This is a genomic window from Anaerofustis sp. LCP19S3_F7, assembly GCF_052119445.1.
Taxonomy (GTDB): domain Bacteria; phylum Bacillota; class Clostridia; order Eubacteriales; family Anaerofustaceae; genus Anaerofustis; species Anaerofustis butyriciformans.
The window spans coordinates 231,874-248,538 of record NZ_JBQKFF010000001.1 but is presented as its reverse complement, the minus strand read 5'-3'; the positions used below and the strand labels follow the sequence as shown (position 1 = coordinate 248,538).

Annotated in this window: 13 protein-coding genes; 6 read left to right on the top strand and 7 right to left on the bottom strand. The window is 24.9% G+C overall.

Features of this window, described 5'->3' with window-relative positions; translation table 11 throughout:
- Positions 1-180 precede the first annotated feature (180 nt).
- Positions 181-648 (top strand): Cys-tRNA(Pro) deacylase, encoded by a 468-nt coding sequence (gene ybaK / locus ACTQYZ_RS01235; protein ID WP_441021137.1) that lies wholly within the window; start codon positions 181-183, stop codon positions 646-648.
- Positions 649-675: 27 nt separating this feature from the next.
- Here ybaK and ACTQYZ_RS01230 read toward each other — a convergent pair whose 3' ends face one another.
- From ACTQYZ_RS01230 to ACTQYZ_RS01220, 3 genes are all read right to left on the bottom strand, one after another.
- Positions 676-1,392, bottom strand: a complete 717-nt coding sequence (locus ACTQYZ_RS01230) for an ABC transporter permease (RefSeq protein WP_441415858.1) — start codon at positions 1,390-1,392, stop codon at positions 676-678.
- On the bottom strand, positions 1,392-2,252 hold the full coding sequence (locus tag ACTQYZ_RS01225) for an ABC transporter ATP-binding protein (RefSeq protein WP_441415857.1): 861 nt from the start codon (positions 2,250-2,252) through the stop codon (positions 1,392-1,394). The genes ACTQYZ_RS01230 and ACTQYZ_RS01225 overlap by 1 nt, the downstream gene beginning before the upstream one ends.
- Positions 2,253-2,365: 113 nt before the next feature.
- Positions 2,366-2,971 (bottom strand): TetR/AcrR family transcriptional regulator, encoded by a 606-nt coding sequence (locus ACTQYZ_RS01220; RefSeq protein WP_441021142.1) that lies wholly within the window; start codon positions 2,969-2,971, stop codon positions 2,366-2,368.
- A gap of 185 nt (positions 2,972-3,156) precedes the next feature.
- Between ACTQYZ_RS01220 and ACTQYZ_RS01215 the strand changes: the two genes are divergently transcribed.
- Positions 3,157-5,229 (top strand): efflux RND transporter permease subunit, encoded by a 2,073-nt coding sequence (locus ACTQYZ_RS01215; RefSeq protein ID WP_441415856.1) that lies wholly within the window; start codon positions 3,157-3,159, stop codon positions 5,227-5,229.
- A 3-nt stretch (positions 5,230-5,232) separates the two neighbouring features.
- Positions 5,233-6,891, top strand: a complete 1,659-nt coding sequence (locus ACTQYZ_RS01210; protein WP_441021146.1) for a hypothetical protein — start codon at positions 5,233-5,235, stop codon at positions 6,889-6,891.
- A gap of 35 nt (positions 6,892-6,926) precedes the next feature.
- Here ACTQYZ_RS01210 and bilS read toward each other — a convergent pair whose 3' ends face one another.
- The 3 genes from bilS to dnaA form a co-directional block, all read right to left on the bottom strand.
- Entirely contained in the window at positions 6,927-7,430 is a 504-nt protein-coding gene (gene bilS, locus ACTQYZ_RS01205; RefSeq protein ID WP_441021148.1) for a flavodoxin family protein BilS, read from the bottom strand.
- A gap of 89 nt (positions 7,431-7,519) precedes the next feature.
- Complete coding sequence (gene dnaN / locus ACTQYZ_RS01200) at positions 7,520-8,623, bottom strand: DNA polymerase III subunit beta (protein ID WP_138269669.1); 1,104 nt, start codon at positions 8,621-8,623, stop codon at positions 7,520-7,522.
- Positions 8,624-8,807: 184 nt separating this feature from the next.
- A complete protein-coding gene (gene dnaA, locus ACTQYZ_RS01195; protein ID WP_441021150.1) occupies positions 8,808-10,181 on the bottom strand; it encodes a chromosomal replication initiator protein DnaA in 1,374 nt (457 codons plus the stop codon).
- Between the two features lie 1,373 nt (positions 10,182-11,554).
- Here dnaA and ACTQYZ_RS01190 point away from each other — a divergent pair.
- Together ACTQYZ_RS01190 and ACTQYZ_RS01185 are read left to right on the top strand one after the other, a co-directional pair.
- Positions 11,555-11,791, top strand: a complete 237-nt coding sequence (locus tag ACTQYZ_RS01190; RefSeq protein ID WP_441415855.1) for a hypothetical protein — start codon at positions 11,555-11,557, stop codon at positions 11,789-11,791.
- A 773-nt stretch (positions 11,792-12,564) separates the two neighbouring features.
- Positions 12,565-12,852 carry a GtrA family protein gene (locus tag ACTQYZ_RS01185; RefSeq protein ID WP_441415854.1) on the top strand — a complete coding sequence of 96 codons (288 nt, stop codon included), beginning with the start codon at positions 12,565-12,567 and terminating at the stop codon, positions 12,850-12,852.
- A 575-nt stretch (positions 12,853-13,427) separates the two neighbouring features.
- Here ACTQYZ_RS01185 and dcd read toward each other — a convergent pair.
- Positions 13,428-13,949 carry a dCTP deaminase gene (dcd, locus tag ACTQYZ_RS01180; RefSeq protein ID WP_441021156.1) on the bottom strand — a complete coding sequence of 174 codons (522 nt, stop codon included), beginning with the start codon at positions 13,947-13,949 and terminating at the stop codon, positions 13,428-13,430.
- Positions 13,950-14,169: 220 nt separating this feature from the next.
- Here dcd and secA point away from each other — a divergent pair, with 220 nt between their 5' ends.
- A complete protein-coding gene (secA, locus tag ACTQYZ_RS01175; RefSeq protein ID WP_441021157.1) occupies positions 14,170-16,665 on the top strand; it encodes a preprotein translocase subunit SecA in 2,496 nt (831 codons plus the stop codon).

Sequence of the window (16,665 nt, the reverse complement as noted above, 5' to 3'; positions counted from 1 at the left end):
AATTGATTCATAACAGCCATATTTTTAGTAAAAAACTGTATATATAGTTAATTATAAATATTTTACTATATTAAAATATTTATAATCACATAAAATAAAAATATAAATTGTTTTGATATTTTGAATTTTATATATATTTCATTATAATATACTTATTAATTTATATAAAAGAGGTAAATTATGAGTGAAAAAACAAATGTAATGAGAATTTTATCTCAAAAAAAAATAAACTATAAAAGTTATTCATATGATTCTAACCAAGGTTTAAGCGGAAACGATGTTGCAAAATCTTTAAACAAAAATGAAAATCAAGTCTTTAAAACACTTGTTACAGTAGGGAAGAGTAAAGAGCATTATGTTTTTGTAATACCTGTAAATAAAGAATTAAATCTTAAAAAAGCCGCAAAAAGCATTAGTGAAAAATCAATATCAATGATTAAAGAAAAAGAACTTATGCCTTTAACAGGGTATATACACGGTGGATGTTCTCCTATTGGTATGAAAAAGTTTTTTACAACTGTTATAAACGAAACGGCAAAAGATTTTGAAACAATAATATTTTCTGCAGGAAAAGTTGGGTATCAAGTAGAAGTAAATATTGAAGATTTAAAAAAAGTTATTAAATTTAAACTTGACGATATAGTATAAAAAAACAGCACTTAAAAGTGCTGTTTTTTAGTCTGATAATTTCTTTTGATTATATACAAATGTAAATATTGTAAGTAAAACAACTACGTTAACCAACATTATAGATACACCTGAAAAAGTAAAGTTATTTGCTATATCAAATAATATAATCATAAGTTCTCCACTGTATAAAAATGAAGCTATAGCAGTTATAATAGGATTTGATGAACCTGCTGCCAATAAAGGAATAAATGCAAATATTAATGAAACAGGAAGAGTTGCTCCTGCAATATTTGCCCCACTCTTAACTAAAACACCAACAATAGCTCCAAGTATTGTCGAACATAAAATACCAATAGCAATTACAAGTAAAAACTTAGGTATAAAAACAGGATCTAAGTGAAGTAGTGGTAAAAATAAACAAGATGTTATCATATTAATTATAAAAACAAAACTTCCAACACCTAATAAATATTGCATAGGTCTTATGTTTGATAAAATTAAAACTCTTAAAGTATTTTTATCTTTTTCTTCGGCAATTAAAGCTGCTGTAACCATTAAAGGTATCATAGAAACATGCATCATTAAAAATACCAAAGGATTTGTTCCTGTATTCCCTTTCATAGCCATTGATATAACATATGCAAATACAGGGAAAAGTAAGAAAAGAAATACTATTCTATTACTTTTAAAAGCATCTTTTATTTCTTTCTTAAATATAGCTTTTATTTTTCTAAATGAATTATTACTTTTTGCTTTTTTCATTATATTAACTTCCTTCCCGTAAGTGAAATAAATACAGTTTCTAAAGTTGGTTCTGATGAATGAATTGAAACAACTTCATTATTTCTAAAGTGATTAGCTATTTTATCTGCAAATTCACTATTATTTTGATAAATAACTTCTTCGCCTGATTTTAATAACATTTTAACTTCGTTTTTATCATTATATTTTCTGCAAAGTTCATCGGGAACTCCGTATTCAACAATAACCCCTTCATTAAGAAGTGCAACATGGTCGCAAAGTTTAGTTGCTTCTTCCATATTATGTGTAGTTAAAAATATTGTTGTTCCTTTTTCTTTAAGTTCAAATAATAAATTATGTATTTTTTGAGAAGTTAAAGGGTCAAGACCGCTTGTTGGTTCATCTAAGAATAAAAGTTCTGGTTGATGAAGAATAGCTCTTGCAATTACAAGTCTTTGTCTCATACCTTTTGATAGATTTCCTGCTTTTTCCCATTTATCATCAGCAAGATCTACTTTATCAAAAATATCATGAACATCTTGTCTTGACATACCATAAATATCAGCAAAAAGAAGTATATTATCAAAACAAGTAAGTCTTTCGTATACACCGCTGTCATCAAGAACCATACCTATTTTTTCATAATCTTCATTTTGAAGCTTTATACATTCTTTTCCAAATACTTCAGCTATACCAAGATCTGATGTTATTTGTCCTGTAAGAATTTTTATTAAAGTTGTTTTACCTGCACCTGATGGTCCAAGAAAACCGAGAATTTCTCCTTTTTTTACATTAAAAGTAACGTCTTTTAATGCTTCTTTTTCTCCAAATTTCTTATTAATGTGTTCGAGTTTAATAACTACATCTTTATTTTTATTCATATATTACCTCGTTTGATCTTTACTTTTATTTGATATTCCAAATAAAAAAACTTATTTTAAATTATATATGTTTTTAAATAAGTAGTCAACAACTTATCTATATAAAAAAGACCCTAAAGGTCTTTTTTAATTATATGATTATCTATTATAGAACGTATATCTTTATATAAATATTTTTTTAATACATCAAGGTGTACAGGTTCACCATATAAAATTACATTATGACATGTTGAATTAACGAGTTCTAATATTGTATAAAACATAAATTCATAATTATCAAATTCATAACCTGAATTTTTTATCATCTCATCAAAATATGTTTTAAACTTACTATCTTCACTATTTTCTATTATTACTTTTTTAAAAACGCCCCAGCTTAAATTTTTCGATATAAAACTTAATATTACAGGATTATTATTTAATGTATCAACTATATAATCTACAAAAAACAAAACTTTTTCATGAAATGATTTTATATTTTCTTTATCGAGGGCTCTTTTAGCCATATTAAAAATTTCATTTGATTTATTATATATAAGTATATCTTTAATCTCATATTTATTTTTAAAGTATAAATAAAAAGTCCCTTTTGCAACCTTTGCCTTTTTTGTTATATCGGATACAGATGTATTTTCTATTCCTTTTGTAGTAAATAAAATAAAAGCACAATCAAGAAGATTATCCAATTTTTTTCTTTTCTTATCTTCAATAATACTCATAATAATCTCTCCTTTAATAAAAAAGTAGCACATTAAAAATATTTTGTCAATTGATTAAATTATAAAAAAATGACTAATAGTCATTTTTTTATATAAATAATATTGACTATTGGTCATTTTTGTATTATAATCCCATATAATAAAAATGACTAATAGTCATTTTTATTATAAAAGGAGGAGAGCTAATGAATAAAATATCACAAAAAATAGTAAAACATAGAATTCTTATTTTATTAATTGCTGTTTTACTTTTAATACCTTCTGTTATAGGGTTTATAAACACAAAAATAAATTATGATATCCTTTCTTATCTTCCAAAAGATTTGGAAACGATGAAAGGTCAAGATGTACTTATGGATGAATTCGGTAAAGGTGGATTTTCCATGTATATAGTAAAAGGAATGGATAATAAACAAGTTGAAAATTTAAAAGAAAAAATAGAAAAAGTAAACCATGTTGACTCAGTAATATGGTATGACGATATCTTGGATTTATCCGTACCAAAAGAAATACTGCCGGATAATATTTATAGCACTTTTAACAATAAAGATGAAACTTTAATGGCTATATTTTATGATACATCAATGGGTTCAGACGAAACTATGCAGGCGGTTGAAGATATAAGAGATATTTCAAACGAAGAATGTTTTGTAAGCGGAATGTCTTCTGTAGTAACAGATATAAAAAATCTTATTAATCATGAAACGGTTGTATATGTAATAATTGCCGCTATACTTACTGGATTAATTTTAGGTTTTTCAATGGATTCTTTTATGATACCTATATTTTTCTTACTTAGTATAGGTATTTCAATAATATACAACCTTGGAAGTAACTTCTTCTTTGATGATATATCTTTTATAACCAAAGCTCTTACTGCTGTTTTACAGCTAGCTGTTACAATGGACTACTCTATATTTTTATATCACAGATACCAAGAAGAACTTACTCACTACCAAGATAAAAACGAAGCTATGGCTCATGCAATAACAAATACTTTTACATCTATAGTAGGAAGTTCAATAACTACAATAGCAGGATTTTTATCACTCTGTTTTATGACATTTACTTTAGGACTTAATCTTGGAATAGTAATGGCAAAAGGAGTTGTAATAGGAATAATATCTTGTGTAACTATTCTTCCATCACTAATACTTACTTTTGAAAAATCTATTAATAAATTTAAACATAGAAACTTTATGCCAAGTTTTGATAAGCTTAGTAATTTTGTCATAAAAAATTATAAAGTATTTGCAATTCTATTCTTAGTAATATTGATACCTTCAATATACGGATACAACAATACAAAAGTTTACTATAACTTATACGATACATTACCTCAAACATGTGAAAGTATAAAAGCAAATAACGAAATAGAAAAAACATTTAATATAGGTTCAACTCATATGGTTCTTCTTGATAAAGATATTTCAAGAAAAGAAAGTTATGAGCTAACAAAAAAAATAGAAAATATTGATGGAGTAAAAGATGTTTTATCAATGGATACAATCATTGATCCATCAATGCCTGATGAAATAATACCAAATGAATTAAAAGATCAAATTGAAAGCGATAACTATAAACTAATGATTATTAATTCTAACTATAAAACAGCATCAGATGAAGTAAATAATCAAATAACAAAAATACAAAATTTAACAAAATCATATGATAAAAATTCAATGGTTATAGGTGAAGCTCCTTGTACAAAAGATCTTATTGATGTTACAGACCATGATTTTAAAGTTGTAAATTATATATCAATAACCGCAGTATTCTTAATAATACTTATAGTATTCAAATCAATTTCAATACCGGTAATTTTGGTAACAATAATCGAATTTGCAATATTTATAAATATGGGACTATCCTTCTACACCAACACTACAATTCCTTTTGTTGCATCAATAGTAATAGGAACCATACAACTTGGAGCAACTGTTGATTATGCAATATTAATGACTACAAGATATAAAGAAGAAAGAGAAAAAGGAATGGCAAAAAAAGATGCGGTATTATTAGCTTTAAAAACTTCAACAAGCTCAATTATCGTAAGTGCTTTAGGATTTTTCTTATCAACTCTGGGAGTTTCTTTATATTCAAAAATAGATATGATAAGTTCAATTTGTACTCTTTTATCAAGAGGCGCAATAATAAGTATGTTTGTAGTAATACTAATGCTTCCTAGTGCACTTATGATATTCGATAAATTAATAATAAAAATAACTTATAAATTTAACGTAAAAGAAGGAGAATAAAAAATGAAAAATAAAAAGAAAGTATTATCTTTAATATTATCATCTTTATTTGCTTTATCAATTTGTACTCCAAGCGTATTTGCAAAAGATTCAAACGTAAGTAAAGAAGAAAGCGTTTATGTTATATCAGATGCCAACGGAAACGTTAATAAAGAAATCGTAAGCGTAACATTAAAAGGCGGTAAAAAAGGAGAAAAAATAGAAGATAAAACAAACTTAAATGATATTGAAAATTTAAAAGGAAATGAAACTTTTGATAAAAAATTTTCAGAAGTAGTATGGAATTCACAAGGAAAAGATATAACATATCAAGGAACTTCAAATAAAAAACTTCCCGTAAATATTAAAATGACTTATTATTTAAACGGTGAAAAAATATCTGCAAAAGATATTGCACATAAAAGCGGTAAAATAAAAATAAGAATAGATTATGATAACGTAACATTTGAGAATAATGCTTTTATGGCAGTATCAGGAATGATTTTAGATTCAAGTAAAATAAGTAATATAAAAGTTACAAACGGAAAAAGTGTAGATGAAGGAGAAAATACAGTTGTAATGTGTTATGCTTTTCCGGGACTTGATGAATCTATTTCAGTAAGAGGTTTTGATATTCCTTCATATGCAGAAATAACTTTTGATGCAAAAGATTTTACAATGGACGGAACAATGAGTTATGTAACAAATGAAGTTTATAAAGACATTAACTTAGACGATGTTGACAGTATTATGGATTTAACAAATTCATTAAATAAATTAAGCAGTTCTTCAAAAGAACTTGTTAACGGTTCAAAATCATTAAACGAAGGTATTAATCTTTTAATAGATAAATCAGGAACTCTTACAACAGGGATAGATAAACTAAACAGCGGTGCAAAACAACTTGCAAAAGGAAGCGAACAACTAAAAGTCAGTGCTAATGATTTAAAAGACGGAGCAAGCCTTTTATCTGATAATATAGGAAAACTATCATCAGGTATAGAAGCTACAAAAAACGGAAGCACTAAACTTAAAAATGGAATAAATAAAGCAGGTAACAGCCTTAGTGAAACAATAAGTTACAATGAACAAGTATTAAGCGGATTAAATACTACAATTGAACAACTTGAAAAATTTCAGCCTGACAGTCCTTTACTTGAAAATTTAAAAACAATGCAGTCTACTTTATCGCAAACTATAAATGCACAAAAACAAATTCAGTACAGCTTAACTAGTAATAAAGAAGGTACTATTTTAAATGGTGCTTCAAGTGTTGAAAGCGGTCTTGATACATTATATTCATCAAGTAATAGATTAAAAACTGAGGGAAGCGACCAGATAGTTTTAGGAGTAGATCAATTTATAAATCAAGGTATTAATCCTTTAATTCAAGGAAGTAAAGATTTAGACAGCGGACTTACAACATTAAAACAAGGAAGCGATAAACTAATTGAAGGAATATCATCCCTTGAAAAAGGTTCTAAAGAATTAGAAGAAGGAATGGATACTTTTGATAAAGAAGGAATAGAAAAATTAGTAAGTACACTTGGAAGTCTTGATAGTTTAAAAGGAAGAATTCACAGTGTAGTAGAAAATGCAAACAGTTATGATAATTTTTCAGGACTTAGTGGCGGTATGAATGGAAGCGTTAAATTTATATATAAAACAGAAGCTATAAAATAACAAATAAAAAAAGAATAACTAATGTTATTCTTTTTTTATTTATACTCACTTAAAAATTGTTCCAAATTTTTAACATCTTCATCATTTGGATGATTTAGAGCTATATCAAAATTTTTTATCATATCTTTTATTCCTTCATTATCAGGATTTTCTTTAAGTATATTCTCATATCTTTTTCTTATTCCCATTCCCATTTTACCCTGACATATAAAGTAATCAAGATATTCGCAGCTTTCATTTATTAATTTTTTTACGTTATCTATTATCTTATCGTAATATTCTTTATTGCTCATAAATCCGGCAGTACCAAATAAAACTATCTTTTTATCTTTTATCTTACTTAAAAGTTCTTTTATTTCATCGGTTGCATTTCCTTTATCTGTCCAAAATCCCACAAAAACAATATCTTCATTATTGTCTTCATAAACACCATTATATTTTTCAAATTTAACAATTTTATCTTTTAATATTTCATTTATTTTATTTGCAATAAATTCTGTGTTACCAGTTAAAGAATTATAATATATACTGTATTTCATAACTTTCTCCTTATGTATTTCTATTTATCATATATATTTTTATATTTTTTCAAATACTTTTAACAAAAAAAGAACCAAAAAGGTTCTTTTTAAGAAAGTCTTACAGGCATTATTAGATAAGTATATTTCTTTGAATTTACCGGTTTTATCAAACAAGGACTGTTTGAAGAATTAAATTCAAGTATAACTTTTTCATCTTCAATAACTTTAAGAGCATCTATTATATATCTGCTGTTGAAAGATATATCAAGATCTTCTCCGCTTAAATTAATAGAAATATTTTCTTCTACATTACCAAAAGCAGATTTACTTGTAAGAAGTAAATTATTTTCGCTAAAATGCATTGTTATAAGATGAGCTCTTCCTTCATCTGAAATGATTGAAGCTCTTTCACAAGCTGACAATAATTCCATTCTGTTCATTTTAACAATTGTTTTGCTTTCTTTTGGAAGAAGATTTACATAATCAATAAATTGACCTTGTAATAAACTTGAAACAATTTGTGTTCTTCCAACGCTTGCTATGAATTTTTTATCATTAATATTTAAGAATACATCATCTTCATAATTTGTAAGTATTTTATTAAGCTCATTTAAAGTACTTGCAGGAACGACACATTTTATATTATTCATATATCTTTCCTTTGACTGTTCGCTTCTTATAGCCATTCTGAAGCCGTCTATTGCAACAAATTTAATATCTTCATCATTATTTTCTATAAGTATACCTGTTAAAATAGGTGAAACAGAATCAGAACTTGCACAAGCAAATGATGTTTCTTTAATCATATTTCTTATTGTAGCGTTATCCATTTTTATAAAGTCATTTATATTGTAAACTTCTTTATTTGGGAAAGTTCTATAATCCATGGCAGAAATATTAAATTTAGAATTTAAACAAGTAAGTTTAATATTGTTATTTTCATCTGCATCTATTTCTACTTCTCCGTTATCGAAGCTTCTTACTATATCACTTAGTATTCTTGAATTAATAAGCAGTTTACCTTCTCTTATCACTTTTGCATCTATTATTGTAGATATTTGTATTTCTTTATTTGTAGCATATAGAGAAAGTACATCATCATAACTTTCAAGAAGTATTCCTTCTAAAGATCCTACATTTCTAAGTGTTGTTGCTTTACTTACAGTTACAAGTGCTTTTAGGAATTCATTTCTGTCTACTTTTATATTCATGTTTTCATCCTTTCATGTTTAGTGGGACCTATCTATATAATATTTATTTTTTATTAAAAAGTAATAGTATTAGTAGTGTTGATAATGTTGATAACTTCATTTATCCTTTTTAATAAGCATTTTTTGACTGTTTTTTAATGTTAATAAATCAAAATATTTATAGGATAAGTCTATTAATAAGTTGTTATTTACTGTTTTTTATGTTTGATGTTATCTTATCTATTTCTTCTTGAAGTCCTCCGTTTGTTTTTAAATCTTCTTTTATTTTGTCATATCCGTGTATTACTGTTGAATGATCTCTTCCTCCGTAATATTCTCCTATTGTAGGTAGAGAATTATCAGTAAGTTCTCTTGATAAGTACATACATATTTGTCTTGGATATGCTATATTTTTTGTTCTTCTTTTTGATAAAATATCATCTTTTGTTATATTGTAATATTCACAAACAACTTTTGTTATTAAATCAAGAGATATTTTTTTATCACTTATATCAATTATATCTTTTAATCCTTTTTTTACAAGGTCTAATGTTAAAGGTTTATTATAAAATTCGCTTAATGCCATTACCTTTAAAAGTACGCCTTCAAGTTCTCTTATGTTAGATTCAATATTTTCTGCTATATAATTAAGTATTTCGTTACTTACCTGATAGTTTTCTTCTTTAGCTTTCTTTCTTAAAATTGCAAGTCTTGTTTCAAAATCAGGCATTGATATGTCGCATATAAGTCCAAGAGAGAATCTTGAACGAAGTCTGTCTTCAAGATTATGTATTTCTTTAGGTGGTTTATCAGATGTAAGTACTATTTGTTTATTTGAACCTTGAAGTGCATTAAATGTATGGAAAAATTCATTTTGTGTTTCGTTTTTTCCGGCAATAAATTGTATATCGTCTATTAAAAGTACATCTGCGTTTCTGTATTTATTTCTAAATTGTACGTTTGTTTTATTTTGTATTGCATCTAAAAACTCATTTAAGAATTGTTCGCTTGATAGTAGTACTACCTTTTTTGTAGGGTCTTTTCTTAAAATATGTTGTGCTATTGCGTGCATTAAGTGAGTTTTACCAAGTCCAACTCCTCCATATATAAAAAGAGGATTATATTTCTTTGCAGGAGCATCTGCAACCGCAACTGATGCTGCATGAGCAAATCTGTTATTTGCACCTACAACAAAGGAATCAAATGTATATTTAGGATTAAGCTGAATATATGAAGTATTATATATATTATATTCAACGTTTTTTTCATTTTCTTTTGTTGCCGCTATTTCTTTTAGTGCTTCTTCTTTTGTATATACCATATCGTTTGAAGAAGCGACCACAAACTTAACTTTTATGTATCTTTGAGTATAGTATTTTAATGCGTTTTCAACCAGTACCGCATATTGACCCTCAAGTAAAATTTTATTTCCCTCATCCGGTACTTGAAGATAGAATGTATCATCTTCAAAGGCTAGGGGTGTAATGGATGATTCAAAGTATTCTTTGAATACAAAATCCGAAAGTTCATCTTCCAGATATTCTAGTGCGTTATTCCATAGTTCTTGTTCAAAAGACATTACAACCTCCAAAATAATATTGATATATAAATCAATCTAATTTTTTTTATTCTTTTTGACAAATTATACACATATGAGTTATCAACATATAAACGAACGAAAAAAGTGTATTTTTAGGAAAAAAGCAGAAAAAAATAAGGCTTATCCATAAAACACCAACAAATTGTTAATAACTTTACAAAATATATGTAGATAAGTGGTCTTTTTACTTATTATAGCAAAAAAAAACAATTTATCAACAATTAAATTTTGAGTTATAAACAGGTTGAAAATACATAAAAAACACAATATATATTAAAAATTTTTATATATTTTTATGTATTTTGTGTTTTTTTATAAAAAAGGATAAAAAAATTTATAAAAAAATTTTTATAAACTATTAAAATGTTAACAATAATATGTATTTGAAATTAAAATGTATACCTATAATAATTTTAAGTATTAACATTTTTGGTTTATTTTTAAATTTAAAAATAAATCATAATAAAATAATAAATAAAATGGCATCAACTACCATTAGAATATACATTCTTCACGATGATATTTTTGATTATTATTTATGGGATAATATTTTTAAAAATTCTCCATATTTAATTTTAAGAATATTATTTACTGTTTTTGTTATTTTTAATTTTAGTGTAGTAATACATTTAATAAGGCAATTTATTGAAAAGTATACTATAAGAAAATTATTATACTTTAAATATTTTAATAAATTGAATTAAAGAAAGGATTTTATAATGAATATATATAAATTTTTTAGTATTGAAAAAAAATTTGTTTTTTATTTAATATTATTTTTATATTTTCACTTCCGTTTTTAGCTTTATTAATATGTTGTAATTATGAATTGTTTTTAATAAAGATAACTGTAATTCTATCTTTTTTATCGGGAATATTTATAAAATATAAAATATTAGGTAACAATATTTATAAAAATATAAATATAAGATATTTGATAATTTCAATTTTATTATCTTTGTATAGTAATAATTTATTAACTAAATATACTGATAGTGGAATAATATTTTAAAAAAAATTAATGTTAAAATATTTAGGATTTAATTTAAGTTCTCAAAACACATTATATATAATAAGTTTTTTATCAATTTTTAGTATGATTATTTTAACATACTATTTAAGTTTAAAAATTTCTCCATTTATAATAAATGAATATAATAAATTAACTAGAGTAGAAAAAAAATTTATTTTTATTTTAGTTATATTAGGCTTTTTTTTTTACATTAATTATATATTATTGTACAAATGTTTTTTATTTACCTAAATATCAAGATTTATTTAAATATGTAGATGTAATTTACACTTTAGATTCCGGAGTTTTAGTAAAAAATAATGCTTTTTTATATATAGATATGGCAGAAAATGATTTAAGGCAACCTTTATTTGGTTTATTTGCTTTACCTTTTTCTGTACTAGCAAAATTTATATCTTTATTTTTTAAATTTATACCACATTCTTATAATGTAATATTTAATACAATACAAATATTATTATTAGGAATATCTTTTGTTTTTTTAGGTAAAATGATAAATATAAAAGAAAATCAAAAAAATATTTTTTTATGTTTTCTTTTTGCTGTTATCCTTTAATTTTATTTAGTTTTGTGGCAGAGCAATATATTATAGGATTATTTTATTTAATTTTAACTATATATGTATGGTATTATAAATTAATAGAAATAAATTACTTATATATTGGAGCTGTTGGAACACTTTTAACATCAGATATATTATTTTCTTTTATAAGTAGGTTTAAAAATATAAAAAATTGGTTTTATAATATTTTTAAATGTTTTATTGCATTTTTAATTATAATGATTATTACTGGACAAATTTTAGAATTTTATAGTGCAATTATACAATTTGAAAAATTTATATCATGGTCTGGTGAAAAAATTTTATTTATATATAAATTATACCAGTTTATATATTTTGTACGCTCTATATTTATTGCTCCTGAAGGAAATATTCTTATAATAAATAAATTTCCTGTATATAGATTAATAGAAGTAAATTATATTGATATCTTTGATTTAATTATATTATTATTATGTATTGTTAGTTATATATTAAATAGAAAAGAAAAATTTGTTAATATTTCCTTCTTATGGTTAATATTTTCATTTTTTATACTTTGTCTTTTGGGATGGGGAACAGCAGAAAATGGATTAATTTTATACTCTTTATATTTCTCATGGGCATATATAGTACTTATTTTTAAATTAATAGATAAAGTTATAAAAAATAAAAAATATATTATTAATAGTATTTTTTGTATGTATGATTATATTTAATATGAATGAATTTATAAATATCGTTAAGTTTGGAATAATGTATTATAATTAAAATTGTAGGAAGATAATATGAAAAATTTAATCAAAAAAATTTATTATAATGATATTGTAAGATATATATTTTTTGGATGCTTAACAGTAGCAGTAAACTTAATAAGTTTTTATATACTTTTAAATACATTTAAAATAAATCTTGATACGAGTAATATTTTATCAATAATAATAGCTCTTATTTTTGCTTATATTACAAATACTATATTTGTATTTCATTCAAAAGGACTTAGTTTTACTGAAAGATTATTAGAATTTATTAAGTTTATAATGGCAAGACTTTTTACTATGTTTTTTGAAGTATGATTTGTTCATTATACTGTAAGTATTATAAATTTTAATGAAATATATTCAAAATTTATAACTCAAATTATTGTGGTAATTTTAAATTATGTTTTTAGCAAATTAATAGTTTATAAAAAAAAAAGAGAATATATTATATTCTCTTTTTTATTTACATACTATTTACTAAATATTTATTAATTAAAGATATTACATATATATATTATTATTTATAATCTAACTAAGATTAAAATATTAGTTATAGAGAGTTAAAAAATGAATGTATATGATTTTGAAGATAATTTAATATTAGATTTTTATTTTTTCTGTTTAAAATTTTATCCTGAGCTTATTTTATATTTATTTAAAATATGTTATACAAAATTTTTATATATTATAAAAAAAATAAATAAAGAAACTATGAAAAATAATATAATATCTTTTCTTTCAAGTATAGATAATATTAATTTTTTAATTGAGTTATTTTTTAATGAAAAACAATATAAATTAAAAAATATTATATAATAGAAAGATAATTTACATAAAATTAAATAAAAAAGAATCTATCATTAAAAAAGGAATACTTTTGTATTCCTTTTTTAATTTTCAAAATCTTTAAACATAAGGCTTGGTTGAATACCTGTGTTATTTTGATATTTACCGCTTTTATATAATTCGTAGTCTCCTTTTATATCATGGTAGTATATTTGGCATATCTCAACGTTTGGATATATTTTAATAGGTTGAATACAAAATATTTCAAGAGTCCAATAACCAGAAAAACCAACATCACCAAATCCTGCCGTAACATGAATAAATAGTCCTAGTCTTCCTGTTGAAGAACGACCTTCAAGCATTGGAACAAATCTGTCTGTTTTTGTAAATTCGTTTGTTCTTCCAAGGTAAAGTTTATTTGGTTCAAGAATTAATCCATCTTCCGGTATTATAATTTTATGTGCTTTATTTTCTTTTTTCATATCTAATACATAATTATCGTATACCAAAAGCTCATTAGAAAGAGATAAATTATAACTGTTTGGATTTAACTTATTTTTATCAAAAGGTTCTATTATTATATCTTTACCTATATTTTTTTCTATTTCTTTTCCTGATAATATCATTTTTATCCTCCGATAATAATATATTATAAGTTTTTTTTACATTTTAAAGTCAGTATATCACATAAAAGTTTTTTATCAATATCTATAATTAATAATTAATTTTTTCATTAAAATAAAGTACATAATTTATTAAAAATTACTTAAATTTTACATATTTCATGATATATTATGATACAATATAATTTACGAAAATCTTTTTAATAGAGAGGAATTAAAGATTATGGGATTACTAGGGGCGGTTGCAAAATCGTTAGATAATAAAGAAATAAAAAAGCTTGAAAAAATTGCAGATAAAATAGAAGCTTTATCAGATGAGTATAAAGCATTAAGTGACGAAGAACTTCAAAATAAAACAAATGAATTTAAAGAAAGATTACAAAAGGGAGAAACTCTTGATGATTTACTTGTAGAAGCATTTGCTACAGTAAGAGAAGCATCTGACAGGGTTTTAGGACTTAGACATTTTAAAGTACAGTTAATTGGTGGTATTATTCTTCATCAAGGAAATATCGCTGAAATGAAAACAGGTGAAGGTAAAACTTTAATGGCTACACTTCCTGCTTACTTGAATGCTCTTGAAGGAAAGGGAGTACATATTGTCACAGTTAATGACTACCTTGCAAAAAGGGATAGTGAGTGGAATGGTAAGATGTTTAATTTCCTTGGGTTAAGCGTTGGGCTTATTGTTCATGGGCTTGATTTTAATGAGAAAAAAGCAGCTTATAATGCTGATATAACTTATGGAACAAACAACGAATTTGGATTTGATTACCTAAGAGATAACATGGTTAAACAAATAGATGATACTGTTCAAAGAGAACTTAACTATGCAATAGTCGATGAAGTTGATAGTATCCTTATTGATGAAGCCAGAACTCCTCTTATTATTTCAGGAAGTGGAAACGAAAGTACAAGAAGATATTATGATGCTAATTCATTTATCAAAACATTAAAACCTGAAGATTATGCAGTTGATGAAAAAGATAAAACTTGTAACTTAACTGAATCCGGTATAGCAAAAGCAGAAAGAGCTTTTAATATAGAAAACCTTTCTGATATAAATAATATGGAATTACAACATCACCTTAACCAAGCATTAAGAGCAAACACTTTAATGTTTAAAGATAGAGATTATGTTGTAAGAGACGGTGAAGTTTTAATTGTAGATGAATTTACCGGAAGAATAATGGAAGGAAGAAGATATTCTGAAGGTTTACATCAAGCAATTGAAGCAAAAGAAGGAGTTAAAGTTGAAAGGGAAAGCGTAACTTTAGCTACAATAACATTCCAAAACTACTTTAGAATGTTTAATAAACTTGCAGGTATGACAGGTACTGCTAAGACAGAAGAAGAAGAATTTAAAGAAATATACAATATGAATGTTTATCCTGTTCCTACAAATAAACCTCTTATAAGGGATGATATGAAAGATGCAATCTTTACAACAAAAAAAGGTAAAGATAAAGCAATTATAAGAGAAATTAAAACTAGACACGAAAAAGGACAACCTGTATTGGTTGGTACAATTGCAATAGAAGACAGTGAAAGATTAAGTAAACTTCTTAAAAAAGAAGGAATTAAACATAACGTACTTAATGCCAAATATCATGAAAAAGAAGCAGAAATTGTTGCAAATGCAGGACAAATGGGTGCTGTAACAATATCTACAAACATGGCAGGTAGAGGTACCGATATTGTTTTAGGAGAAGGTGTAAAAGAACTTGGCGGTCTTCATATCTTAGGTACTGAAAGACATGAAAGTAGACGAATTGACAATCAGCTTCGTGGTAGAGCAGGTAGACAAGGAGATCCTGGTTCTTCTCAATTCTTTATTTCTCTTGAAGATGATTTAATGAGATTATTCGGCGGAGAAAGAATACAAAACTTTGCAAGCAGAACAAGTCTTGAAGAAGATGAAGCTTTGGAAAGCAAAATGCTTACAAAGACAATTGAAAATGCTCAAAAACAAATCGAAGGTAAGAACTTCGGTATAAGAAAATACGTTCTTCAATATGATGACGTAATGAACAAACAAAGAGAAGTTATTTATACTCAAAGAAAGAAAGTATTAAAAGGCGAAGATGTTTCAAGTGCAATTCATGAAATGATAGATTATGTTATTGAAAATATCGTTGATGCTTATACAACAAACGAAAGTTACAATGATAACTGGGATTTTGATAAGATAAAAGAAAATGTATTTAATACTTTCGATTTAAATATTGATATTGATGAAAGCATAACGGATACTGATGAACTTAAAAATATTATAAGTGATGCAGTTTATGCATTATATAAATATAAAGAAGAAAACGAATTTTCAAGTGAAGAATTAAGAGAGCTTGAAAGACTTGTATTATTAAAAGTAGTTGATTCAAATTGGATGGAACATATCGATAATATGGATCAATTAAAACAAGGTATTAACTTAAGAGCTTACGGACAAATCGATCCTGTTCAAGCATATACAAAAGAAGGTTTTGCAATGTTTGAAGAAATGAATGAGGTAATTAAGGAGGATACAGTAAAATATCTATTCCATATGAAAAAAGTTGAAGAAATAGTAAACGAAGCTCCTAAAGAAATGTTTACAAACAGTCCTGACGAACCGGCAAAGAAAAAACCTGTTGTAAATAAAAATAAGGTTGGAAGAAATGATCCTTGTCCATGTGGTTCAGGAAAGAAATATAAAAAATGCTGTGGAAGAAATAAATAA